General features: G+C 42.1%; 13 protein-coding genes and 1 pseudogene. 11 read left to right on the top strand and 3 right to left on the bottom strand.

Annotated features, from left to right (window positions below; all coding sequences use genetic code 11):
* Positions 1-2,397 carry a glycoside hydrolase family 15 protein gene (locus EXT48_RS09930; RefSeq protein ID WP_130164365.1) on the top strand — a complete coding sequence of 799 codons (2,397 nt, stop codon included), beginning with the start codon at positions 1-3 and terminating at the stop codon, positions 2,395-2,397.
* A gap of 135 nt (positions 2,398-2,532) precedes the next feature.
* Here EXT48_RS09930 and EXT48_RS09925 read toward each other — a convergent pair whose 3' ends face one another.
* Complete coding sequence (locus tag EXT48_RS09925; RefSeq protein ID WP_010378014.1) at positions 2,533-3,552, bottom strand: LacI family DNA-binding transcriptional regulator; 1,020 nt, start codon at positions 3,550-3,552, stop codon at positions 2,533-2,535.
* A 318-nt stretch (positions 3,553-3,870) separates the two neighbouring features.
* Here EXT48_RS09925 and glk point away from each other — a divergent pair, with 318 nt between their 5' ends.
* From glk to EXT48_RS09875, 10 genes are all read left to right on the top strand, one after another.
* The gene (gene glk / locus EXT48_RS09920; RefSeq protein WP_039495541.1) at positions 3,871-4,872 is read left to right on the top strand and encodes a glucokinase; all 1,002 of its coding nucleotides are present in this window, start codon (positions 3,871-3,873) and stop codon (positions 4,870-4,872) included.
* A 10-nt stretch (positions 4,873-4,882) separates the two neighbouring features.
* Positions 4,883-5,902: a LacI family DNA-binding transcriptional regulator gene (locus tag EXT48_RS09915; RefSeq protein WP_010378018.1), complete on the top strand. Its 1,020-nt coding sequence runs from the start codon at positions 4,883-4,885 to the stop codon at positions 5,900-5,902.
* A gap of 521 nt (positions 5,903-6,423) precedes the next feature.
* Positions 6,424-8,277, top strand: a complete 1,854-nt coding sequence (gene edd / locus EXT48_RS09910; protein WP_130164364.1) for a phosphogluconate dehydratase — start codon at positions 6,424-6,426, stop codon at positions 8,275-8,277.
* Positions 8,278-8,300: 23 nt separating this feature from the next.
* Positions 8,301-8,921 carry a bifunctional 4-hydroxy-2-oxoglutarate aldolase/2-dehydro-3-deoxy-phosphogluconate aldolase gene (locus tag EXT48_RS09905; protein ID WP_010378022.1) on the top strand — a complete coding sequence of 207 codons (621 nt, stop codon included), beginning with the start codon at positions 8,301-8,303 and terminating at the stop codon, positions 8,919-8,921.
* A gap of 17 nt (positions 8,922-8,938) precedes the next feature.
* On the top strand, positions 8,939-9,943 hold the full coding sequence (gene gap / locus EXT48_RS09900) for a type I glyceraldehyde-3-phosphate dehydrogenase (protein ID WP_010604051.1): 1,005 nt from the start codon (positions 8,939-8,941) through the stop codon (positions 9,941-9,943).
* A gap of 168 nt (positions 9,944-10,111) precedes the next feature.
* A complete protein-coding gene (adk, locus tag EXT48_RS09895) occupies positions 10,112-10,756 on the top strand; it encodes an adenylate kinase (protein ID WP_130164363.1) in 645 nt (214 codons plus the stop codon).
* A 325-nt stretch (positions 10,757-11,081) separates the two neighbouring features.
* The gene (locus EXT48_RS09890; protein WP_130164362.1) at positions 11,082-13,601 is read left to right on the top strand and encodes a hypothetical protein; all 2,520 of its coding nucleotides are present in this window, start codon (positions 11,082-11,084) and stop codon (positions 13,599-13,601) included.
* A 72-nt stretch (positions 13,602-13,673) separates the two neighbouring features.
* On the top strand, positions 13,674-18,557 hold the full coding sequence (locus EXT48_RS23860) for an RHS repeat domain-containing protein (RefSeq protein WP_130164361.1): 4,884 nt from the start codon (positions 13,674-13,676) through the stop codon (positions 18,555-18,557).
* Positions 18,558-18,583: 26 nt separating this feature from the next.
* The gene (locus EXT48_RS09880; protein WP_130164360.1) at positions 18,584-18,859 is read left to right on the top strand and encodes a hypothetical protein; all 276 of its coding nucleotides are present in this window, start codon (positions 18,584-18,586) and stop codon (positions 18,857-18,859) included.
* Positions 18,860-20,129: 1,270 nt separating this feature from the next.
* On the top strand, positions 20,130-21,860 hold the full coding sequence (locus tag EXT48_RS09875; RefSeq protein WP_130164359.1) for a fibronectin type III domain-containing protein: 1,731 nt from the start codon (positions 20,130-20,132) through the stop codon (positions 21,858-21,860).
* 256 nt (positions 21,861-22,116) lie between these two features.
* On the opposite strand, the pseudogene EXT48_RS23855 reads toward EXT48_RS09875, so the two are convergent.
* Positions 22,117-22,317: pseudogene (locus EXT48_RS23855) on the bottom strand (IS3 family transposase); the annotation flags it as partial.
* A gap of 145 nt (positions 22,318-22,462) precedes the next feature.
* Positions 22,463-25,525 carry a hypothetical protein gene (locus EXT48_RS09870; RefSeq protein WP_130164358.1) on the bottom strand — a complete coding sequence of 1,021 codons (3,063 nt, stop codon included), beginning with the start codon at positions 25,523-25,525 and terminating at the stop codon, positions 22,463-22,465.
* Positions 25,526-25,576 lie beyond the last annotated feature (51 nt).

The following is a 25,576-nucleotide window of genomic DNA, read 5'->3' as shown; positions in this document are numbered from 1 at the left end:
ATGATTAAACTATCAACAATCGCACTAGCCTTGGTAAGTGCTGGCCTCATGGGTTGCGGATCACAGCAATCTGGCAGTGAAACCCTGACGGCACCAGGTGCACCTGGCGTTAAACCTTATTGGTCATACTCTGGAAAAACGGGGATAGGTACATCGTATGAAGCCTACGAAGACGGCAAGTACAGCGATTCTACGGCTACTAAAGCAGTTTCAAAGGTATGGTTTTCTGTTGCAAAAGGGATGATCACAGAGACCATGTTTGGACTTATTCACCAAGCGCAGATCAAAGACATACAATTTATCATCGTGGGTGACGGCTTTGCAGTGAAAGAATCTGATACTGACGCCCTTGATGTCACGATTGACTATCTTTATAAAGATGCCAGTGGACGACCGTTATCGTTGGCTTACAAAATTTTAAGCAAAGATAAACAAGGTCGCTTTACCCTTGAAAAGCACATTTTTACCGACCCTGATGGTCAAACCTTGTTTGTTAGAGCAAAAGTAGATACTGATCTCAAAGATGTACAGACTTTTGTGAACGTTAATCCATACGTGAATAACAATGGCTTAAACGATTTTGCGAAAGTGACAGAACAAGGTCTGTTAGCATGGGAAGGTAAGAACTATCTCTCTTTGCAGAGCAAAACTGGCTTTGTTGAAGCATCTGTTGGTTTTACTGGCACCAGCGATAATTTAGCGGCACTTGAGTCTACAGGACATATAGCCCAAGCGTATGCGTCTACAGGTAAAGAGAGTGGCAACGTTAATTGGTTGGCAAACTTAGGGCAAGTAAAGGGCAGCAGCACCTTTGATCTTACCTTGAGTTTTGGTCATTCTCAGCAGCAGAGCTTTGCTGAGGGGGCTGCCACATTAGCCAAAGGTTACGATAAAGTACTGGCTGATTATAATGGCCAAGGCGAAGCGACGGGCTGGCAAGATTATCTCGACAGTTTAGTGCCGCTAAAGTCCATGACGGCAAATACCGCAGACAACGGCAAGTTACTTTACACCAGTGCGCTTGTGCTTAAGGCGCAAGAAGATAAAACCCATGCCGGCGCGCTGATAGCATCGTTGTCAAATCCGTGGGGTGACACAGTGCCAGCAGAGCAAGGCCATACCGGTTATAAAGCAGTATGGGTGCGTGATTTTTATCAAGTAGCAATGGCATTTTTGGCGATGGGAGATACACAAACAGCACTCACTGCTTTTGAGTATCTAGAAAAAGTGCAGGTTACGGATAAAACACCGGGTAACCACGGTGATACTGGCTGGTTCTTACAAAAAACGCATGTAGATGGCGAGCTTGAGTGGGTTGGTGTACAACTTGACCAAACTGCAATGCCGATTATGCTGGCATGGAAACTGTGGCAAGCGGGTGTGCTAAGCGATGATAGACTGGTTTATTGGTACAATAAGATGTTAAAGCCTGCGGCTAATTTCTTAGTTGAAGGAGGACTGGCTAAAATCTTGTGGAATGACACGCAAATCACACCGCCTGCGACGCAACAAGAGCGTTGGGAAGAGCAAAATGGCTATTCACCATCGACTACCGCGGCAATCATTGCAGGCCTGGTGACGGCGAGCGACATTGCTAAATTGGTCGGTGATAAAGCAGGACAAGAGAAATTCCTTGCGACGGCGCAGCAGTACAATCGTGATGTTGAGTCATTCATGTTCACAACCAAAGGTAATCTGCAAAGCAAACACAGTGACGGTCAATATTTCTTCCGTATTGGACAAGATGAAGATCCTAATTCCAGTACGACCTTAAATGCCAATAATGGCCGCAGCGGAATGGATAAGAAGCAGATCATCGACGGTGGCTTCTTGGAACTTGTGCGTTACGGGGTTAGAGGGGCTGATGCCCCGAGCATTGTGGCTACCATGCCTGAATACGATGATGAGTCGATAGCTGAAAACTTAAGAGTAAAATATAGCTTTAAATTTGATGGTGATGTTAATAGTTATCCGGGGTACCGCCGTTACGGTAACGACGGTTATGGTGAAGACGAGAAGCGTGGTATCAATTATGCCGAAAATGGTCAGAATACCGATGGTCAACGCGGTCGAGTGTGGCCTTTCTTTACCGGAGAGCGTGGTCACTATGATATTGCGCTGGCGCTGCTTGATGGTGAGTTAAGTGCGGATGAACAGAGCAAAATACAAAATACCTATGTGAAGGGGATGGAGCACTTTGCTAATGAAGGCATGATGTTACCAGAGCAAGTATGGGATGGTGTGGGTAAAAATACCTTTGGTTATCAACTTGGCGAAGGAACCAACTCGGCGACGCCTTTGGCTTGGACACATGCTGAATACGTAAAGTTAGTACGCTCTCTTAATGAAAAACAAGTGTGGGATCACTACCCAATCGTAGAAAGTAAACTGAAATAACAAGCAGTAAGTAAACACATAAAAAATGCCGAAGATGAGTTCGGCATTTTTTATTCGATTCCGCTGAAGATCTAGGGCCTGTTTATCTTTCAAGTTTGTTTTTGCAGCAAACAGCAAAGGTCAAACAGGCCCTAGCTATCGCGAAGATTGTCTAATAATAAGTTTGGGCGGCAAGAGAGTAGAGGCTACTGCTTCACCTCGGATAAGCGTAAGTAAGTTATCGACCAGCATTTGTCCTGCCAATGTGGTGTTTTGCTGCACAGTAGTTAAAGAGGGAGAAACATAACCCGCCGCGGCAATGTTATCAAAGCCAACGACATGTACATCATGAGGGACGCGAACGCCTGCTTCTTGAAGCGCCTTAATCGCGCCAATAGCAATGAGATCGCTAGCTGCGAAAAGCGCGTTAAATTTAACATTGTTGGCGATTAAGGAGCGAGTTGCATGATACCCAGAGTCTTCTGTGGAAATCGCATTTGCCATCTTACGGTCGCTCACCTCAATACCTTTTGCTTTAAGGGTGTCTCTAAAGCCTTTAAAGCGCGCAAAAAATTCTGGGCTGTGATCCGAAGCATCGCCAATAAACGCACAATCTGTTCTGACCATATCGATTAAATGCTTTGCAGCCAATACACCACCACCGTAATTGTCGCAGCTCACAGTTAGGTCTGGACGGTTATCAACCGTTGCCCCCCAACAAACAAACTTTGTGTGGTTGTCGAGTAGAGTTTGTAACTTTGACTGGTAATCGATGTAATCACCATAGCCTAGTAAAATTAACCCGTCAGCACGATGGCTGTCCTCGTAATCGGCATGCCAATCACTGCTCGTCGATTGGAACGATACTAAAAGGTCATAGCCTTCTTTTGCGCACGCTCGGGTAATACTGCCAAGCATGCTTAAAAAGAAAGGATTAATTTGTGACTCGTCTTCTGTGGGATCTTCAAATAACAGCAAAGCCAATGTACTGCTTTGCTGAGTGCGCAGATTACTCGCGTTTTTATCGACCTTATAGTTAAGCTTTTTAGCAATCTCATGAACGCGACGACGAGTTTCTTCGTTAACCAAAGGGCTATTTCTTAGGGCGCGCGACACCGTAGATTGCGAAACGCCAGCATAATGGGCGATATCAAATGAAGTTGCTTTACCTTTCATGTTCTTCTCAACGCTTAAGACAGTGACATTGTCAGCCATTCAATTTTTTTTTCAACCAATTTCACCGAATTTGCAAATTTTTATTGATACAGTCTGACACCGGTGTCATAATGTCGATGTTTTATCATTTTGTTGTCAAAACGTATTTGGCTGCCCTATGCCAAGGGCAGCATTTTTTTACCAAATTAACAGAATAACAGGTAAGAGCAAAAGCCAAGGCGTGCAAATTTTGGCGAGTTGAGACAGTAAATTGCAGGACGTGTGCTGGCAGCCCTGATGTTAGCCCAAGCATAATCGCAGTGATAAAGAGATAATAATATGAGCCAGACAACAAGCCATTCATCCGTGCCGTTTGAGCCGATTGTCGTTGCCGACATCGGGGGAACAAACGCCAGATTTGCAATCGTGTCAGATTTTGATACGCGAACTAACCATTTTGTAATTACGCATCAAGCCACTTTTCCTAGTGCTGAATTCCAGTCTTTTGAATCCGCTATCCAAAAATATTTAACTGAGCTACCTGTTGCGCAGCCAAGCCGAGCCTGTCTCGCGGTTGCCGGTCCTATCAAATCTCAGCAAGTTCATTTAACTAATTTAGGTTGGCATTTTAATTCCGAAGACATCAAAGCCCAGTTCGATTTTACCGAACTTGCCGTGATCAACGACTTTGCTGCCTTTGCCTATGCGGCGCCCTACTTAGCACTAGAGAAAAACCTAGTGATTAAGCAAGGCCAGCCTGAATTAGGTGCAAATATCGGCGTAATGGGTCCTGGCACTGGATTTGGTGCTGCTTGTCTTGCTAGAGATATTAACGGCAGCGCGGTGATGAGCTGTGAAGCGGGACATATCTCGCTTGCACCGGTTACCGCCTTAGACAAAGAGCTGTTAACGGTACTGCGCGCGAGTATTCAACATGTCTCAGTCGAGACGGTGTTTTCGGGCCCAGGTATTGCGAGACTCTACAAAGCCATGGCAGAAGTGCGTGGTGAGCAAGCTAAAGATCTTAATGCGGCGCAGATCAGTGCGCTTGCGAAAGAATGTAAAGTGTGCGACGCAACATTGAGTCACTTTTGTGACTGGATGGGTAGTGTGGCTGGCGATTTAGCACTGACTTTTGGTGCCTTAGGTGGTGTTTATATAGGTGGTGGGATCTTGCCGCGGATGAAAGCGCGATTACAAGCAAGTAGCTTTGTTGAACGTTTTACCGAAAAAGGCATGATGTCACAGTACACGAGCCAAATTCCAGTTACTTTGGTGGTACAAGATAATATCCCACTGATTGGCGCAGCAGCATGTATTCATGAGCGACGCCGGGCTTAAGGGAAAATCGATGAAAAAAGTAACTATTAATAGCGTTGCCGAATATGCCGGAGTGTCTAAAAAGACAGTATCTCGGGTATTAAATAACGAGCCAAATGTTAGTCCAGCAACGCGGGAAAAAGTCCTGAAGGTCTTTGAAGAGCTGAATTATAAGCCTAACCCTATCGCACGCGGTTTGGCACAAAATCGTAGCTTTATCATCGGTTGTTTATACGACAACCCATCAAAAAGCTATATCACGCGAGTGCAAAGTGGTGCGCTGGAAGCGTGTCAGAAACATAGTTACAATTTATTGATACATCCTTGTGAGTTGCGCGGCCAAGACCTTATCGACAATGTTGATCAGCTGCTTACCACATCGAGACTTGACGGTATTGTGCTTACTCCGCCGTTTTCAGACTCCAATGAGCTTATTGCTTTTTTAAAGCAGCGCAATATTCCTTATGCACGCGTTGCTTCTGCCATTGAAGGCGATGACTCAATTTCAATTCGCAGTAATGACGAGCAGGGCGCTTTTGAGTTAACTGAGCACTTGATTAATTTAGGTCATACCGAAATTGCCTTTATTAAAGGTCACCCTGATCACAGTGCCACAGAAAATCGTTTTTCTGGTTACCAAAAAGCACTGGCAAAGCATGGTATTGAATATCGAGAGCGGTTAGTTGCAGAAGGTAACTTTAGTTATCACTCAGGTGCAGACAGTGCAAAAGCCATATTGGACTTAGAGCCAAGACCAACGGCTGTATTTGCATCAAATGACTACATGGCTGCAGCTGTGTTAAAACTTGCTACACAGCGAGAGATCAAAGTGCCCGAGCAGTTATCTATTGCTGGGTTTGATAACGCACCTATCGCAAGGCATATTTGGCCGGGTTTGACGACGATAGCACAACCTGTGGAAGAAATGACTCGGATAGCGGTAGAAGAGCTGATTAAGCATATATCTCAACCGCAAGAAGCACCGTTTCAGCAAGTTTTAGAAGCTAAACTCATCACTCGAGAGTCGACGAAAGCGCGCTCGAATTCATAACTTTTTCAATTTTTATACTTGCCCCAAAGCCCAACGCTTAGCCGTTGGGCTTTTTATTTTCGCAGCTACTAGGGAAACGTTGCGGACTAGATAAATGCGCAGATTTATGTCGCGATAATCAGGCTCGCTGACCCAGTGATTGAAGGTCACGTTGCCAAGTTAAGGCTCATTGTAAACTCCCTACCAAATAATGATTTCGCTCAATCATTAATATTATGCTTTTTGTCATAATAATTACTAATAAAATCAGTTAGGTAATGATTTTAATACCGTAGATATCGGCAAAGTTTTAAGCGGTTATAATTTGGTCATTTTAAAAAGTTAGACTAAATTTATAAGAAGGGTTGACACCGGTGTCAGCTTTATGCGTAAATATAGTGACACCGGTGTCAGGTTGGGGTGAGAGACAACCTGATAGCGTACCTTTGAACGGGTAAATCAAAGCAGCTCTGTACAAGGATTACCACGAATGCTGGTAATCGTGCAGAGCCTTTTTCCTCTAACACTAGAGAGTCAGTAATATGTTGCATCCACGAATTCAGGAAGTCACCGAACGCGTCATTGAGCGAAGCAAAGCAACACGTCAAGCCTATTTAGCTCGAATCCAACAAGCAAAAAAACAAACGCGCGTACGAGCGGGCCTGGGCTGTGGAAACCTAGCACACGTAATGGCTGCTTGCTCAAGCAGTGATAAGGCTCGCCTAAAAGAAGACGAGCAACCAAACCTAGCAATTATCAATTCGTACAATGACATGTTGTCTGCGCACGAACCTTATAAAGAATATCCAGATTTAATTAAAGCAGTGGCAAACAAGTTTGACGCGACTGCGCAAGTAGCGGGTGGTGTACCTGCTATGTGTGACGGGGTTACCCAAGGCCGAGATGGCATGGAACTGTCTTTGTTCTCTCGTGACGTCATTGCCATGTCAACAGCGGTGGCGTTATCACACGATGTCTTCGATGGGGTTTTCTGTCTTGGTGTATGCGACAAAATTGTCCCAGGACTATTAATCGGTGCTTTGTCTTTTGGCCATTTGCCCATTTTCTTTTTACCTGCAGGTCCAATGCAATCAGGGATCCCGAACAAAGAAAAGGCACGTATTCGTCAAAAGTTTGCACAAGGCTTAGTCAGCCGCGAAGAGTTACTGGAAGCTGAGAGTGCTTCATACCACAGTGCAGGTACTTGTACTTTCTACGGTACGGCGAACTCGAACCAGATGTTAATGGAGATCATGGGTCTTCATTTACCTGGTAGCTCGTTTATCAACCCATACACTGAATTAAGAGATGGCTTAACGGCGAGTGCGGTTGAAACCATGCTAACTCAGCTACTTGACGGTAAAAGCGGCAATGCACTTGCGGATATCGTGAGTGAAAAAACCGTGATCAATGGCTTGGTCGGCCTTTTGTCTACCGGTGGTTCTACCAATCATGCCATTCACTTAGTTGCAATGGCAAAAGCGGCAGGCGTTCAAATCACTTGGAAAGACATGGCGGATTTGTCTGAAGTAGTGCCGTTATTAACGCGTATTTATCCAAATGGTCATGCCGATGTAAACCACTTCCAAGCGGCTGGTGGTATGGGCTTCTTAATGCGTGAATTAAGAGATGGCGGCTTCTTACACAATGACGTAAAAACGATTGTGGGTGAAGGACTTGATGCTTACACGATGGAACCGCTACTGGATATCAACAACAATGTGATCATCAGCGATAATCAAGGTCCTGCCAAAGTGAAGTGGGTACCAGTACCTGAGAATTCACTGGATGAAGAAGTACTTCGCCCAGTAGCAAATCCATTTAACAAGCAAGGCGGCTTGCAACTACTTAATGGTAATTTGGGTAAAGCGGTGATTAAAGTGTCTGCGGTACAAGAGCAGCACCAAACGGTGACTGCACCGGCGAAAGTATTCAGCTCTCAAAGCGAATTACAAGAAGCCTTTACTGCTGGCAAGCTTAACCAAGACTTTATTGCCGTGATCAAAGAGCAAGGCCCTAAAGCGAAAGGTATGCCTGAGTTACATAAACTGACACCTGTCATGGCTACATTACAAGACCAAGGTTTTAAAGTGGCGATTGTGACTGATGGTCGTATGTCTGGCGCTTCGGGTAAAGTACCTGCGGCGATCCACCTTGCGCCGGAAGCGGTTGAAGGTGGTGCAATTGCAAAAGTACACGAAGGTGATTTGATCACCTTAAATGCACCAAAAGGCGAATTAGTGCTACATGTTTCTGATGAAGAAATGGCACAGCGCGAATTACAGCTTTCACCGCAATCGCAAACATTTGGTACGGGTCGAGAGCTATTCTCAGGATTTAGACACGTAGTGAGCAGTGCAGATCAAGGCGCATGCTCATTTGGCATCGAAGAATAATAACAGTGGGAATGAGGGTGAGCATGAGTATTAAAGAGATATTGTCAGCAGCACCAGTGGTTCCGGTTATCGTTATTGATAACCTAGAAGACGCGGTGCCGCTTGCTACGGCATTGTTTAATGGTGGCTTAAAAGCACTTGAAGTGACACTTCGTACACCGGTGGCAGCGCAAGCGGTAAAAGACATTAAAGCGGCCTTACCAGACGCCTATGTTGGTACTGGTACGGTAGTGGATAAGGCAACCTTTAATGCCTCTGTAGAAGCCGGCGCTGACTTCATGGTAAGTCCAGGTGTTAATGACGAATTATTGGAACTGGCTAAGTCGTCAAGTATTCCATTTCTTCCAGGTGCTGCAACGCCAAGCGAAGTGATGAAGCTTGCAAGTCACGGTTTTGAATTCTTAAAGTTTTTCCCAGCAGAAGCTGCAGGTGGTGCACCAATGCTTAAATCCATTGGTGGACCAATTCCACAAGTTAAATTCTGTCCAACGGGTGGTATTTCGTTGGCAACTGCACCTAAGTATCTTGCACTCGACAATGTGGTATGTGTGGGCGGTACTTGGATGCTTGATAAAGCACTTATCGCAAACAAAGACTGGCAAGCCATTGAAGCGCTTGCGAAACAAGCAAGTGAAGTAAAATAGATTAGGGGACAGTTATCATGATTAATATCGCAATTAATGGCTATGGACGTATCGGTCGTAACGTACTTCGTGCACTGTACGAGTCAGGTCAGAATAAAGACATCAAAGTCGTTGCCATCAACGATCTCGCGCCTGCGAACGTAAACGCGCATTTGACCCAATTTGACTCTGTACATGGTCGCTTTCAAGAACAAGTTGTTCTTAACGACAACACACTCGTCATCGGTGGTGACGAAATCACGCTAACGCAAGAGCGTGACCCTGCAAATCTTCCTTGGAAAGCACTAAACGTTGATATCGTGCTTGAATGTACTGGGTTGTTCACGTCTCGCGAAGCTGCGGCTAAACACATTGAAGCCGGTGCGAAAAAAGTGATTGTATCTGCGCCGGGCACAGATATGGATGCCACGGTTGTTCATGGTGTTAACAGCGAAGTGCTAAATGCTGAATCAACCATTATCTCTAACGCATCTTGCACCACAAACTGTCTTGCGCCTATTGCAAAAGTATTGAATGATACTATTGGTATTGAGCAAGGTAGCATGACAACCATTCATGCCTACACCAACGATCAGAATCTATCAGACGTTTACCACCCTGATTTATATCGTGCGCGTAGTGCCACTCAGTCGATGATCCCGACGAAAACAGGCGCGGCAAAGGCGGTTGGGTTAGTGCTTCCTGAACTTGCTGGCAAACTAGACGGTATGGCGGTTCGTGTGCCAACCATCAACGTATCACTGGTTGATTTAACGTTTGTTGCCAAGCGTGACACTTCAAAAGAAGAAGTGAATGCAGCAATCAAAGCGGCTGCTGAGGGCGCGATGAGTGCAATCCTTGAGTACAATGAATTACCTTTGGTTTCTATCGATTTCAACCACAACCCGGCTTCTTCAGTGTTTGACTCAACACAAACCAAAGTAGATGGAAAGCTGGTAAAAGTGATGGCTTGGTATGATAACGAATGGGGCTTCTCTTGCCGCATGCTAGACCAAGTTAAAGCACTAGGTGCATTTTTATAATCAGGATTAATTTCTGACCAAAAGCTCTGCAGATAGCGGAGCTTTTTTGTTTTTGACGGAAAAATTGCCATTCTTCCTTATCAATTAGTATAAGTTCCTTGAGGATCGGCACCGTATATGGAAAAATTCACCACACAAACACCAATAACTCCAAACGAGGATTCAATTATGCGCATCATCTTGCTAGGCGCGCCGGGTGCAGGTAAAGGTACTCAAGCTCAATTTCTAATGGACAAATATGGGATCCCTCAGATCTCTACAGGCGACATGTTACGTGCTGCTATCAAAGAAGGGACTCCGTTGGGTCTTGAAGCGAAAAATGTCATGGATGCAGGTCAACTAGTATCTGATGAAATCATTATCGGCTTGGTAAAAGAGCGTATCGCAAAAGAAGATTGTGCAAATGGCTTCTTGCTTGATGGCTTCCCACGCACAATTCCACAAGCAGATGCAATGAAAGAAAATGGCATCAAAGTTGACCATGTTATCGAATTTGACGTAGCAGATGAGATCATCGTTGAGCGTATGAGCGGTCGTCGTGTACACCCAGGTTCTGGTCGTGTTTACCACATCGTTTATAACCCGCCTAAAGTAGAAGGCAAAGATGACGTAACGGGTGAAGACCTAATCATTCGTGATGACGACACTGAAGAGACAGTCCGTAAACGTCTAGCGATTTACCATGAGCAAACTAAACCACTAGTAGACTACTATAGTACGGAAGCGGATGCTGGTAACACGCAATATCACAAACTAGATGGTACACAAGCTGTTGATGCGGTAAGCAAACAGTTAGGTGAACTATTGGGTTAATATTCGCGATGATTAGGAGCCATATATGGCTCCTGTTCTATTTTTATTAATGAGTTGAGCATTGACTCATTATTACCTTTCTAGCTGTCTGGTTTAATATTCCCCACGTTAATTATGGCCAGCTGAGTAAATTTGCCCTGTTCAGCGTTTGGGTAGGTGTTCGCTGTCAATTCGCGACACGTTTGTAAGCGCTTGGGTTTAGCCTCCAAGATCCCTAAATGGCTTCATTAGGCTTAACTGTTGTTACGTTTGTTATCATTGAGACTTTTATTTATTCCCTATTTTCTATACAATTCTTCGCTTTTAAAATTGCGGACAAATTAGAATGGATATCAAAAAGCTAGCGCTAGTACTGTTGCTCGGAAGCTTCCAAGTAAAAGCGCAAATGAGTGTAAAGCAGTTTAGCTGGTCGCCTTCTGTCATTGATGTTGGTGAAAGCACGACTTTCTATTGGAATGTTGAAGGGGCAAAGTATTGTCAGGCATATCCGCATAGTAGTGGAAATACGAGTCCGAGGGCTACCTCTGGGCGTTCAGGACCGCACCGATACACGAGTGCAGGAGCGCACACGACGCATTGGTTTTGTGAGGACTACCAAGGGAATCGTGTAGATTTAAGAGCAACAAGGGTCGTTCGAGAGCCACTTCCTCCTAGGCCGTCATATTCACCAGTGGCGAGTCCTGCTGCGAGTTACCAACCGGTAAATCAATCTCTTACTATTAGTTGGGGGGCAGTGTCTGGCGCTACTTCTTATCGATTATATCAAGACGGAACCTATATCTATGGTGGCAGTGGTAGAAGCACTGTCGTAAAGCTGAGCAATTATGGGCATCGCTACTATAGCGTTGAAGCGTGCAATCAAGGAGGTTGTGCGTCTAGATCACAGGCAATTCCAGTTTTTTTCTATACTACACCGGGCGCTGTAAGCAACCTAACGGGCTCAGTTAATACTGCAAAAGTCGGAGCAAAGGTACAGTTAAATTGGGGCCATGCAGGAGGGGAAGTTCCTGGAGTGGTTTACGCGGTAATTGCAAACGGAAGAGAAGTGCAGCGAAGCTCAGCGATGAGTGCATCAGTTGATGTCACCTTAGTGGGTAACAATAACTATGAGGTAGTAGCTTGTAATCCTCAAGGGACTGGGTGTGGTACATCCAAACGCCACACGGTAATAGGTACAATGGATCCACCTAGTTCTTCACCTCAAGTTAGCTTTAATGCCGGCTACCAGCCTGTTAATCAGCCAATAACGGTTCGATGGGGAACGATAACTGGAGCGGATAGATATCGACTATACGAAGACGATGTTCTAGTGTACCAAGGTAGTGAAAGTAACAAGAGTATTAACCATAATAACTATGGTCGTCGATTTTATAGTGTTGAAGCGTGTAACCAAGGAGGCTGCGCGCCTCGCTCACAAGCACTTCCTATATTCTTTTATACTACGCCAGGCGCTGTAAGCAACTTAACAGGCTCAGTTAATACTGCAAAAGTCGGAGCAAAGGTACAGTTAAATTGGGGCCATGCAGGAGGGGAAGTTCCTGGAGTGGTTTACGCGGTAATTGCAAATGGAAGAGAAGTGCAGCGAAGCTCAGCCATGACTGCATCAGTTGATGTCACCTTAGTGGGTAACAATAACTTCGAGGTGGTAGCTTGTAACCCACAAGGAGCGGGGTGCGGTACATCCAAGCGCCACTCTGTAATAGGCACGATTGATCCTCCAAGTACTTCACCTCAAGTTACCTTCGATGTCGGTTATCAGCCTGTTAATCAGCCAATAGCGGTTCGCTGGAATACGGTAACAGGTGCGGATAGATATCGACTCTACGAAGACGATGTTCTAGTGTACCAAGGTAGTGGTAGTAGCAAGAGTATTAGCCATAACAACTATGGTCGCCGATTTTATAGCGTAGAGGCATGTAATCAAGGAGGTTGCGCGCCTCGCTCACAAGCACTCCCTATATTCTTTTATACCACGCCCGGCTCTGTAAGTGACTTCGCTGGCTCTGCTAGCTCAGCAAAAGTTGGCTCACAGGTACAGCTCACCTGGGGTTCTGCGGGAGGAGAAGTTCCAGGAGTGGTTTACGTGGTATTTGCAGATGGAAAAGAGGTTCAACGAAGCTCTGCTAGGAGCGCGCTAGTAACTGTTTCTCGTGTAGGTAAAAATATCTATGAGGTAGTCGCTTGTAACCCTGAAGGTACAGGATGCGGTACAAGTCAACAATTTGTTGTGTATGGAATGGATGTAGTCCCGGTTGAAAAGCGCTTTGAATGGTCTAAAACACGCTTTGATTTAGGTGAAGTGGGTACATTCTATTGGGATATTGAAGGTGTACATTCCTGCAGAGCTATAAAAGAGGGTGTACCAGAAGAGAATTGGCGGGGCCCTAAAGGTGATAACGGCAGGCATCAGTTTGTTGAATCTAGAAGTTATCCAACACAATGGGAGTGCTTTGTTGACGAAGCCAAGACTCAACGCTTTCCTGCCAATCCTTCAGAGTATTTGACCGCTGATTTGGTTGTATCAAACAAGTTAGTTAATCCTGTAATACTTCAGGGCGAAACATCAATGACAATAAGTCATCCTATCACGGACGCCGAATTGAGTTATGCCATTGTTGAAAAAGCAACGAGTTGCAACGCGGCTAGCGTGACATGGGAGAAGTATATTGCGGCCATCGTCATTGATACCAATAGCACTAAACCAAAACTTTGTGCCAAGGCTGTTTTTAATCAACAGTATACTTCCTTTGCGGAAAAGGTATTTCTTCCAAGTGCCAAAAAACTCATCTTTATACATACAGATTTATTAGGGAGTCCGGTGGCAGAGAGTGAAATAAAAAATTAGGACTGTGATATTTCGATTTATATAGATAATTAACATGTGTTTTTGGATAATTGAAAAGGTATATTAGTTTTTATGATTCAAAGTAAGTACTTTATTTTCTTAAGTGGGCTAGCGATTGCATTTGCAAGTGTAAGCGCTCATAGCTCTTCACAGCTTCCTGATTATGGATATAACTATAAAGATTTCACATCTAACAGTACAGATGTTGAGACGCTGACCACGGACTTGATGGGAGACACCGTCGATTACGCTACTGGAGGTCTTAATTTTTCTCAACGTGATTTAGTGATTACCGTTAACGGAGGACTAACATTTGCCATTGAGCGCACGCACTCGGATACTGACTCTTTAGCTGCACAAACACAAGATTTTGCAGATTGGAGCTTGAAACTTCCTCACATCAGATCTAGTTACGTAGAGATTTTTTCATCAAAAGCAGTTCGACCAGATTATAAGTCTCATGGTGGCCATGATTGGGTTGAAGGTAAGGCATGTAGTGGTGGTATTGGAAAGCCTGATGTTGGATTTTCATATGAAGGCAATAGTTATGAAGTTAATCACGCGCAATATTGGGCGGGAGATACCTTATCATTGCCGAATGAGCCATCTTATATTTTACTTGAGTCTGAGCGAGGCAAGTTTGATCGGGTGACTACAGGCAATCACAAGATTGAATGTATTCAAAACAATACAACTAAGCGAGAAGGCTTTAAAGTCACGACTGATCAAGGGATTACTTACACCTTAGATATTGAAAAGACAATTCAAGATCCATATCAACGCTATGCGGCATATAGTGGTAATGAAGGTGCTCCAGAACGATGCACTTGGGATTGTCAAATACCTCAACCACCAGAAGGTGGTGATACTACACCAATCAGCCTTTACTATAATAAATTTAATATATTTATGTTGCCGTCTAAAGTAGAGGATAAATTTGGAAATTATATTAATTTTGAATATGCAGATGGTAATATTTCAAAAATATCAACATCTGACGGCCAGGTTGTAAATGTGACGTGGACTGATGGTTTTATTAGTAGTATAGATTTTAATGAGAGGGTGTGGTTCTATAGTTATAGTGATAAGAATGAGGGGATATATTATAACAAAAAGAGTCTTTCAAAAATTACACTCCCAAATGAATTGTTCTGGGAAATTGAAATGCCGAACTGGTCTCGTTACTCATCTTGGAAGAGAAATCAAAGTAATGAAAGCAGTTTTAGATCTAATACATGCGCTCTCTCTATAAATGTGCCATTTAATAAATTTATTGATAGTGATTTATACATTAAAATAACGCACCCCAATGGAACAGTGGGATCATTCTGGAAATCAACGAACTGCTTAGCTCAGTCTGGTGTGCCAGAAATTAATATGTTTCACAATGTTCACGATGGACATGGTGGCGTTGAGCGTGTGTGGCTCCCTCGCGCCACATACACTAACAGTTTGGTCGGCAAATCTATTACTCTAGACTCGGGTGAATCATACGTATGGAAATATACGTATGAAAATGGCACTTCTAGTTTTATAAAGGCCACTGATTTTAAAGATAATAGGGATAAATCACCATCAGATGAAGAAAAAAGAGTAAGTACTATATATTTTCCAGATGGTAGTAAGAAGTCATATATATATGATATGCGTTATGGCTCGACCTATAACAATCTACTCTCAGAGGTGACTTATAAAAATGATGGTGTGAAATTTATGTCGGTTGACTATGGATATAAGTACACATCTAGTTATGGATTTGACTATATGTATCCATATATTCCTAATTCAAGAGTGCCATTTGCTCCTGTTAGGATTAATTATACTTCTGACATAAAGCTGCTAAGTAAAAAAAAGGCTTACACTTACTTTGATGACGATGGTTCTGGTGCTTTATCATCATATACTTATGAGTCAAACATTAAATATTTTGATGAATATAATAAACCCAGTTATATAATTGAAAAAAGTAGTGGCGGCTCTGAAAGACATACAAAACTAACCTATTTTAATGATCTTAAAGCTCACCACTTAAGTCAGCAAGGAAAGATACAGATCCATAGTTCTGCAATTGAAAATGGTGCTGATCATATAGCAGCAAATGTCACATATAAAGCGTTCAACGGTGTTAAATCAGTGCAAATGCCAGAAAAAATATATGTACATGGTCAACTAAAAAAGACATTTAATACCTATCACTCCACAGGTAACGAAAAGAATGTCTTGTATCAGGCATCAATGCTTAATGATAAATTGAGGTTTATGACTTTTGAACAGTATAAGTGGAATACACCTCAGCATATTACTGTATCCAATCGATATGGCACTGGCGCTACCAGTTTGCATAAAGCAATCAACGATGATGGTTGGGTTGAAAGTATCGAAGATTTTAATGGGAACAAAACGACTTATGGATATGATAGTGTAGGCCGTATCACATCAGTTAATTTAGCTGGTGAGTGGTTAGACTCAAAATTTGTATGGGATGATGTAAACAATACCCGTACCATCAAGCGTTGTACGTTAAATCAATACAGTAATTGCACTGAAGCAGCACCTCTTATTGAAACAGTAGAAACCTACGACAATTTACTGAGACTCACCCAGACTAAAACTATAGATGACACTGCAAATGCAGATGCAACAACCAGTGTTCGATATCAAAACTTTGAGTATGACTATCAAAATCGTCAGACTTTTGCTTCATTTGTTAGCACTGATAGTACTGAGTCAAAAGGGAGCAGCACGACTTATGATGCATTAGGCCGCACAAAAACAGTAAGTGTATCGGGCCTTGGTGAAACTAAGTATGAATACCTCGCTGGCAATAAAATTAAAGTGACGGATCCACTCTCGAACGTTACCACAACAACATACCGTGCATTTGGGGCTCCAGAATATGAAGTTGCCACCTTTATTGACTCTCCCGAAGAGGTAGATACAAGTATAGCCGTTAACCTATTTGGGAAAGTGGAAGCTATTACACAATCAGGGTCTAGTAGTGATGGAACGGCGGTTTCAGCTGTAGAAAAGCGAGTTTATGATAGTAACCAAAACCTTTGTGTAATAACACGCCCAGATGTGGGTAACACAATATTTGGATATAATGCTCTAGGGCAAATGATTTGGAAAAAAGAAGGGGTTACAGATACTGATTGTGTCGCAACAAAACCAGCTGATGCAATTGAGTATGTTTACGATAACGTTGGTGACCTATATAAGATTAACTACCCTGAAAACAGTAATACACCTTCAGTTACCTATACCCGTGATAATAATGGTAATGTGACAGGGTTGACTGCAGGTGATGTCACGCATAGCTATGTGTATAACAACCAAAACTTACTAGAGGTAGAGCAGCTTCTAATCAAAAGTCAACTCCCTTTAGAAATTGATTATGGTTATAACGCATTACAGCAACGTAGCCACTTGGCCTATCCTGACGGCACAACAGTGTACTTTAATCCAAATGGGTATGGTGAGCCGACACGCGCCGTGACCTATAAAGCAGGCACAGATGACGTCGAACTCACATTTGCTACAGGTGCCAGTTACTACGCGAATGGGATGTTAAAGGGCTTTACTTATGGCAATGGAGCTACACATAGCTTAACCCTTAACCAAACTAGCCTACTGCCTGATGTGATCCAAGACAGCCGAGATACTAAAAATATCGTTAAGTTAGACTATAGCTTTGATAAAGGGGGTAATGTCACAGCTATCTTGGATGGGGTACAACCTACTTATAATTTAACTAACCTTAGTTACGATGGTCTACATAGATTGACCTCGGTCACAGGTGGTACGGCCATTGGTAATAGTAGTATTAAATATGATGCGCTAGGAAATATCGAGTCGTACACAAGTAAAGATAGAAACCTGACCTACACATACAACAGAACGACAAACCGTCTATCTAGCGTTAAAGGATCAGGCACCAACGGCAAATATGCAAACTTAGGTTATGATACGCGCGGTAATATCATTAATAACGGTGCTTACCAGCTTAACTTTAACTTAGCAAACCAGCTTACTTCAGCGAAAAATAACACCTATTTATATGACGGACATAATCGCCGCGTTAAGCAAGTAGAGCAAAACGGAACGAGTTATAGCTTATACTCGCAAGATGGCACTTTGCTGTATCGCGAAAAGGGCAACACCATAACGGGTGATGGCGTTAACTATATTTACCTGGGCAAAAAGCTAATTGCCAAATACGGCGACGTAAAACCAACGTCGGAAGCTGATAGTCGTCAACACTACCGTCCGTTTGGTGAAACGTTGGAAACGCCAAAAGATGATGTAGGCTATACCGGCCATAAGTTTGATAAAGAGCTTGGTCTAAGTTATATGCAGGCACGATACTATGATCCAGTTATCGGGCGGTTTTACTCGAATGATCCGGTTGATACGGTTGGACACTTCAATACTCCAAATGGTATTCATGGATTCAACCGTTACACATATGCGAATAATAACCCATATAAGTATACTGATCCGACAGGTATGAATTCTTATAATCCACAAGGGCTAATGATTACCCCTCAGCAAAACAGGGCACTGAGAAATGCAACTACTGTAAGTGCTGGGCCAGCGATAGGCGCGCGTATTGGAGTCAAAACACCTCATGCTACAGTTAGTGTTGGTGGGGAGTTGTCGATGCAGGTAAGAAATGGAGATAATGGGCCTGAAAACGTTACTTCAATTGAGGTTGCTGCCAAAGCTGAATCCGCAGCATTCGAAGCAAAAGCTCAAGTTGTTAAGGTTGAAGAAACTTCAGATAGTAGTTCAGGGGTTTCTCGAGTTACTTCACAAGTTGTTGAAGGGCCAAAATTAGCAGCACAAGTTAACAATGGTAATAGCTCAATGGCAGCTGAGGGTAATAAAGTTAAGGCAGAAGTTACAGCCGCTTTTGTAAAAGTTTCAGTCGAAGTGGATTTGGATAAGTTGAAGTGAGAGATTTAAATATGGAGTTAAGAAAAATGAAAGTATTTTGGCTTCTCTTAATTGTGTTGCAATTTACTTTATTAGCAACTTTTTTAGTTGTTTCATCTTTAGAGCCAGCAAGTTCAACTGTACATCCTATCGTTGGTTTTTTGATCAGTGCTGTTTTTGTGGTGCTGCTTGTAGTTCCTTTATTCGTTTGTATTAAGCTTAAAAAGAACTTTTTTGTTGCTATTGGAACCTTGCTGTTTCTGAACGTTATAGGGAGTGTAATTTTATATTTTTTATACAAAAAAGAGATGGGAAAAATTTAGCTGAATTTCGCTGAACAGAACTAAATGGACAGGCACTCAAACTTGAAACCTTGAGTGCTTTGTCTAAGCTTTAGTTTCTTTAAAATCATTTCAAATTCTGAGTTCAAGGAGTGAACGATGGGATTAGCAAGGAAGCGGCAAATCAGCTTGTCGTGGAATTTAACGTGGACACCCACTCCAATTTGCATGTTGGGGTGGCTTGTCTAAGCTTTTAGTTCTTCAAAATCATTTCAAATTCTAAGTTCAAGGAGTGAACGATGAGATTAGCAAGGTAAAAGATAAGTGGCACCTACTTTAATTTGATTTTGTGTAAATCCTTTTGTAATTTATATTGCCTCGCTATTATGAGGCTTTGTTATACTTGAGCTAAGAGTCATTAATTTTGAAATAGCAGTGAACATTCTTTTTCTTTGCACAGCTAATATCCACTGTATATCCCTGATGAATTTCAATACTTCCAGCGTGAGTTGGTACTTTTACTGTTAGAGCGCCTGACTTAGAATGAACGTTTTTTCTTGTGAATATTATCAAGAAAGTCGAAAGTTAGTCTGCTTAAATAGAAAAAGCGACGCTTTCTCCCAATGTTTATATTCTTCTCGCAATAAGAATTGAATGCTCAACTATAAAAATTTAGGATATTTATTAATAATAATGAAAAAGCGTTTTTATGACTAGGCACTACGGATAATGCTCGCTATTTTTACGCGCAAAAACACGTGTTTTCAAGGAGGTGCTGATTTATTTTCATGTCTTTATAACGAAATTATAAACCACTATAAAATCTTTCCCTTTAATGTTAGTTGGTTACACCTCTCATTTTGATGTTTAGAGCTGTTCAGTTTTAACGACTGTTCCATTCTCATCATCCGCTTGGTTCAGACAAAATTATTGGTGGTTCAAATAAAAATGCGTAGTGGTTACGGTCGACCGGAATATGCAACTGCATAGTCCGGTTGATTGAACCACCAGATCCACTCTACCTGGAACAGAAGAACAATAAAAAGACATTCACTTTATTTCTTCTCAGTTTATGCTGATTTGGTTCGGCTAGCCTATGCATCAAAAAGTCAATATTCAGGTTTGACTACTTCAGCCATTTTTCGATGAGTATCACTCTTATTATATTAAATTAGGGTGGCTGAGTTTTACAAAAAAATATATAATAACGAGATATATAATTTCTAGTCTATAAAGGTTGAGTGATGTGTTATATATCATTTTTTCTGTATGGATTTGAAATGACAGTCGAAAGTAATTCAAAGGATATTTCATGATAAAAGGTGTATTAGCTTGGGGTGTGTTTCTTTTTGCAGCCCTGTTTTCGGTGTATACTAGTGCAGCACCATCAACACCTAAAAATGTAGTCGCGAGTGTAAGTAACAACAATTATATTACTATTCGGTGGGGGAGTGTTAGTGGTGCAGCTAAATATATCCGCGAAGCTAAAGTTGGAACCGGTTCTTGGATAAACCCAAACGAGTATGTAAGCACCTCGGTTTCATTTTCCAACGCCCGCCCGGGTCAATATCAATATCGAGTTAAGGCTTGTGATTCTAGTAGTTGTTCTGGCTGGCAGTATTCAAATACAATAACGGTTTTTGATTCCCCAACAGCACCTGAAAGTGTATCAGCAATAATTAAAAATTTAGATGATCTGGAGATCCGCTGGTCGAAAGTTCTCGGTGCGGACTATTATATTCGGGAAGCTAGTGTTAATTCAGAGGCATGGATTAACCCAAGAAAGTATTCAGGCACTTTTGTTTCCTTTAATAATGCTGAGCTGAATAAATATCAATACCGCGTAAAAGCATGTAACTATCTAGGTTGCTCGAAGTGGACCTACTCTAATATTATTAATGTGGTTAGGCCTCCCTCAGTTCCATCTCAAGTAATAGCCGAAATTCAAAATGGAAATGATGTCAACATATCATGGTCCAAAGTTAGTGGTGCCAGTTACTATGTTCGAGAAGCGCAAGTTGGTAACGGTAATTGGATACATCCGTATGAATATACGGGGACCTCGGTTTCATTTTCCAACGCCCTCCCGAATCAATATCGATATCGAGTTAAGTCTTGTAATACTAGTGGTTGTTCTGATTGGAAGTATTCAAATACAGTGACTGTGTTAGCTATACCACTAGTGCCTTCGAGTGTATCAGCAACAATTAAAAACTTGGATGTTGTGGAAGTGAGCTGGTCGACTGCTTTTGGCGCGGACTATTATATCCGAGAGGCCCGTGTTAATTCAGGGGCATGGATCAATCCAAGAAAATATTCAGGCACTTTTGCTTCATTTACAGATGCAGTGCCGAATCAATACCAATACCGTGTAAGGGCATGCAATAATCGGGGTTGCTCGAATTGGGCTTACTCTAATACTGTTAGTGTGATAATTTCAGCCAATGCTCCTTCTCATGTAACCGCTGTAATTAAGAATGAGAATGATATTTATCTATCTTGGTCAAGTGTAGATAGAGCGGCATATTATATTCGAGAAGTGAAGATTAACGACAGCTCTTGGTCCACACCTAAAGAGTATTTGGACACTCAGGATATATTCAAGGATCTTTCTCCAAACAAGTATCGATATAGACTTAAAGCATGTAATACCCACGGTTGTTCAAGTTGGAGCTACTCAGAGATTGTCACTATTATTAGTTTGCCGCCGAATCCAGAGAAGGTAACGGCGGTGCTCAAGGGTGAAAATGATATTGAGGTTACTTGGTCGATAGTGCAAGGAGCATTAAGCTATGTACTTGAGGCTAGGGTGGACAATGGAAAATGGAGCAATCGCAAAGTATATACAATTAATATTGCAACCAACGATATCCTAGAACCAGGCTTGTATAGTTACCGAGCTAAGGCTTGTAATAATGACGGATGCTCTGGTTGGAGCTACTCAAATGAGGTAAGCGTAAAAGAAAAACCTATTCAATCTAAGGGAGTTGTTTTTATTCATACCGATCTATTGGGTAATCCGGTTGCTGAGAGTAGCCAATAGTTAAAAAATAGCGCCATAGGCAATAAAATTAACTTACTTGTACTTACTGCAGAGCTGCATTGGAATTTAAGCCGAGTTATTTTGATACTCGGCTATGTCCCAAGATGAAATGGGTGATGCTACTGTTACTTTGCTGATCTGATTTAAAATTGATACCTTGCTCAGCCAATTGCTCACTTAAGTTTGTTGGTAAACAACTCTTATCTGAGTTAGCTCAGTCAAATTGACTGATTTTGGCTTAAAGCTTATCTATTTATTCGGAATTGCCTTTACCTAACAGGCTCTCATAAGCAAAAGTCATTGCTGCAAATTACAAACAGTTCTTTTGCTATGTGGAGATTTGATTTGCATGAATGTTATACCCTCCTGCTAAATCAGGGACGGTGTTATCACCGCTAGCAGCCAATGTCCCTTTAGCTTTAAATTCAGGAGAGTGGTTTCTACATTTTCTAGCCATAATTCGTTTCCATACTTTTGGTTACTATAAAAACAGAACAATCACGTAAAGTCATGTCAAAAAATTGGGGGCCAGCTCTTTTCGAATCGGTTACCCCCAGCGTTTGAGTAAAGCCTTTTAATATGGAAGCCTGGGCTTTTCTAACTTATTGGGTTTCAGCGATAGGGCTACCAAGTAAGTCCGTATGAATGTATATTATTTTTTTCTCTTTCATGTCAGTGGCGTAGCTCCACTGTGTACAACTGTTTTCAAGAAAGCACGTTCTTCCACGATAAATATAGTTACCATCAAGAGCATCATCAATTGTATAACTTGTTGCTGTCGCAATAATTCCGTGGATTTCTAACCACTCTCGCTGAATAGAGCTGTTGCAGTTTGCTTTGGAACTGCATTTAGCACGCTGTAACTCAATTTTTTGTGCGCCTGAAATAGCTTTCCAGCTGACGACTTTATCTTTTAAGGTAATGGCAAAGCGTTCATTTTTTACAGTTAATACGAGCTCAGAGGCAGCTAAGTTGCTGCAAATATTCCTATTCTCCCCAGTAAGGCAGGCTTGTACATAAAATTTGTATATTCCCGCTTTAGTTAAATTGTATTTGTAACTCAAAGCTTGAACATTTGAATCAAATTCTCCTAGCAAGTTTAAGTTATTGCTGCCAGGTTCACGCATATATAATGAATATGTAGCATGCTCCTTGAACAATTCGTGGATCTGCCAGTTTAGGAAAATGCTTTGTTCTAGTATAAAGTGCTCAGGAACGTTTATAAATGATACGTTTGGCAATTGTGAATCGTATATTCTATAACTTGTTGATACTTTTGAGCCACAGCTGCCGTTTTGCAAGCAAGGTTCTACTTCAACGATAATAGCTCCACCAACTCTGTAGTTGGGTCCGCGCTGTAACTGAGTACCAGTAAAGTTGCTTTGCCACAAGAATGTTTCATCGGGTTCTCCACTTATAGTGCTTGGCTTGGAGATATAAACATTGTAAGTTAACGGCGCAGTAATACTCTGAGGCTTTCGCCAAGAAATATTTACTGATTCACCAAACTTGATCGTTGATTTGTCAACTTGCAAGTCTGCGACTGTTATTGCCGCCAAACTATCTGTAACTGATACGGTAACCCAAGAATTAGACTTATTACTACATGTGGGTGTCGGAAGTGTATCGCAGAGTTCGAGATAAAAAGTATAAGATCCAACGCCGTTCAATGGTGTGCCCTCATCGTATTTCACGAGCGCTGATGTGGATGGCTTTTTGACCCAAAAAGTGGGTCTAATTGTCTCTTTATAAAATTCGGGGAGTTGCCAAGAGAATGTAGGCCACTGTCCTTGATAGTAGATATTTTTATCAGTAGAAAAAGTATCTGGATCCGGTAGTTTTCCACCACTCACTGTATATTCCACTCGTGTTTTTTCACCACACTTCTGATCAACAGTACATGGAACAACCTCAACGATAGTTTTACCTAAACGATAATTGGGTCCTCTATTGAGTGATATATCTGTCGTATTGTCGTGCCAAAGGACCGTCTCGGTTTCACTACTCCCTGTTGCCGATGGCTTAGTGATATAAACATCATAAACAAATTCGTGACTTATTCCTGCTGGCTTCTGCCAAGAAATATTAACGTATTGATTAAGTTCAATCGTAGGCTTATCGACTCGCAGGTTTTCAACAACTAATGGAGTGACATCCAATTTGAACTCGGTGTCTTGCTTTTTATTACATATCGTGGGGGTGTTAACTGTACAAACTTCCAGTTGGAAGAAATGCGGCCCTCTGGTGCTAAGCTTTGTGCTCGGGTCAAAGCGACTATATTGATTTGTGTTTGGGTATTTGACCCAAATTTGATTTGTAACAGCCTCACTGAAGTTAGTCGGCATCTGAATATCAAAACTGACTGGAAATCCAACATAACCTTTGTCAGCTATGGTTTTAAATTGAATTGGCTGTGGTAGCGAATCTCCAGATAAATCATATGTGACGGACATTGGTAAACCGCACTCGCCAGTGATAAGGCATGGGACTACTTCTATTTTTGTTTTACTTCGCCTAAAAATAGGGCCTCTAGTAATATAATTTGTAGTTAGGTTATCTTTCCAAAGAAAGTGTTCATCTGGTTCTGTCGCAATTGCGCTGGGTTTCGTTATATAGATGTCGTATACCAGCTGGTCGTCAGAAGTATAGCCTTCGGGGCGTTGCCATGAAGCGGTTATGCTGTCACCGTATTCTATCTCATATTTATCAAGTTTTAGGGCTTTTACGACAGATGTTTCTATTGTGGGCAAAACCTTGATTTGAGTTCTGGTTTTTGTTCGGTCACTACATTCTCCATAACTATTGCACATAGCAATCGATAGGTAGCGATAGCCTAGGTTGTTCATTGTATAGTTTAGCGAATGAATATCGCTGCCATTTGCTATTCGAACATCGCCATCATACACGCTATAGGTGACGGGCTCATTGTAGTAGATGTGATTTGACCAAGATAAGTAAACACTTTCGCCTTGCTTTATTTGCTGATTACTTACGCTGAAATTTGGTTGTGGTAATTCTCCGCTTACAGTAAATGAAGTAGTGCTCATTGGGCCACATTGATTGTACTGATTACATGCTCTCACTTGTATTTGGGTTGTTCCCCTGCGATAGATGTTTGTCCGAGTAGCACTGGTCGCGGTTGTATTATCGAACCATAAAAAGTTCTCTGAGGGGCTACCAGCTACACCTGGTTTAGTGACATACACATCATAATATACAGGGAATCCGTTCATATTATATGGAGCAGACCAGCTAATTCTTACTGAATCACCATAACCTACATTTGTTCTACTTACATTTAACCCTGCAAGGAAACCGGGACTTGGCACCGGAGGTGGGGGTTCGACAACAGTAAGCGAAACTGAGTTTGAACGAGAACATTGAGATACAGAACATGCTTCGATATAGAAAGTATGTGTGCCAACAAAGTTTATATTACGTCGAGGGAATGAAGTGCTCGTATAGCCGCTTCTGAAATTAGCGCTGACTCCATCTGGTTTGATAACCCAGAGATTATAGTGCGTGGCTCCACTTGGAGCATTCCAAGATAAATCGACCCCACCTCCTTTTTCGATTATGGATTGGTTTATTCTTAAATGGGGTGAGTTTAAAGCAAAAGCTTTAAGGCTGATGAAAAAGAGGCTTAATAAAAAGATTGATTTCATGTTGGCAAAGATTCCAGATTAAAAGACTTGAATAATGAGCCTTCTATTTTT

Origin of the sequence: Pseudoalteromonas sp. CO348 (assembly GCF_004208845.1) — a bacterium.
GTDB classification, from domain to species: Bacteria; Pseudomonadota; Gammaproteobacteria; order Enterobacterales; family Alteromonadaceae; genus Pseudoalteromonas; species Pseudoalteromonas maricaloris.
The sequence above is the reverse complement of the archived record's forward strand: the minus strand, read 5'-3'. Positions and strand labels throughout refer to the sequence as shown.

What these genes read in the sequence shown, in the direction of transcription:
- EXT48_RS09930 (WP_130164365.1), top strand. Translation starts at nt 1, where the DNA reads ATGATTAAACTATCAACAATCGCACTAGCCTTGGTAAGTGCTGGCCTC.
- EXT48_RS09925 (WP_010378014.1), bottom strand. Translation starts at nt 3,552, where the DNA reads ATGAAAGGTAAAGCAACTTCATTTGATATCGCCCATTATGCTGGCGTT.
- glk (WP_039495541.1), top strand. Translation starts at nt 3,871, where the DNA reads ATGAGCCAGACAACAAGCCATTCATCCGTGCCGTTTGAGCCGATTGTC.
- EXT48_RS09915 (WP_010378018.1), top strand. Translation starts at nt 4,883, where the DNA reads ATGAAAAAAGTAACTATTAATAGCGTTGCCGAATATGCCGGAGTGTCT.
- edd (WP_130164364.1), top strand. Translation starts at nt 6,424, where the DNA reads ATGTTGCATCCACGAATTCAGGAAGTCACCGAACGCGTCATTGAGCGA.
- EXT48_RS09905 (WP_010378022.1), top strand. Translation starts at nt 8,301, where the DNA reads ATGAGTATTAAAGAGATATTGTCAGCAGCACCAGTGGTTCCGGTTATC.
- gap (WP_010604051.1), top strand. Translation starts at nt 8,939, where the DNA reads ATGATTAATATCGCAATTAATGGCTATGGACGTATCGGTCGTAACGTA.
- adk (WP_130164363.1), top strand. Translation starts at nt 10,112, where the DNA reads ATGCGCATCATCTTGCTAGGCGCGCCGGGTGCAGGTAAAGGTACTCAA.
- EXT48_RS09890 (WP_130164362.1), top strand. Translation starts at nt 11,082, where the DNA reads ATGGATATCAAAAAGCTAGCGCTAGTACTGTTGCTCGGAAGCTTCCAA.
- EXT48_RS23860 (WP_130164361.1), top strand. Translation starts at nt 13,674, where the DNA reads ATGATTCAAAGTAAGTACTTTATTTTCTTAAGTGGGCTAGCGATTGCA.
- EXT48_RS09880 (WP_130164360.1), top strand. Translation starts at nt 18,584, where the DNA reads ATGAAAGTATTTTGGCTTCTCTTAATTGTGTTGCAATTTACTTTATTA.
- EXT48_RS09875 (WP_130164359.1), top strand. Translation starts at nt 20,130, where the DNA reads ATGATAAAAGGTGTATTAGCTTGGGGTGTGTTTCTTTTTGCAGCCCTG.
- EXT48_RS09870 (WP_130164358.1), bottom strand. Translation starts at nt 25,525, where the DNA reads ATGAAATCAATCTTTTTATTAAGCCTCTTTTTCATCAGCCTTAAAGCT.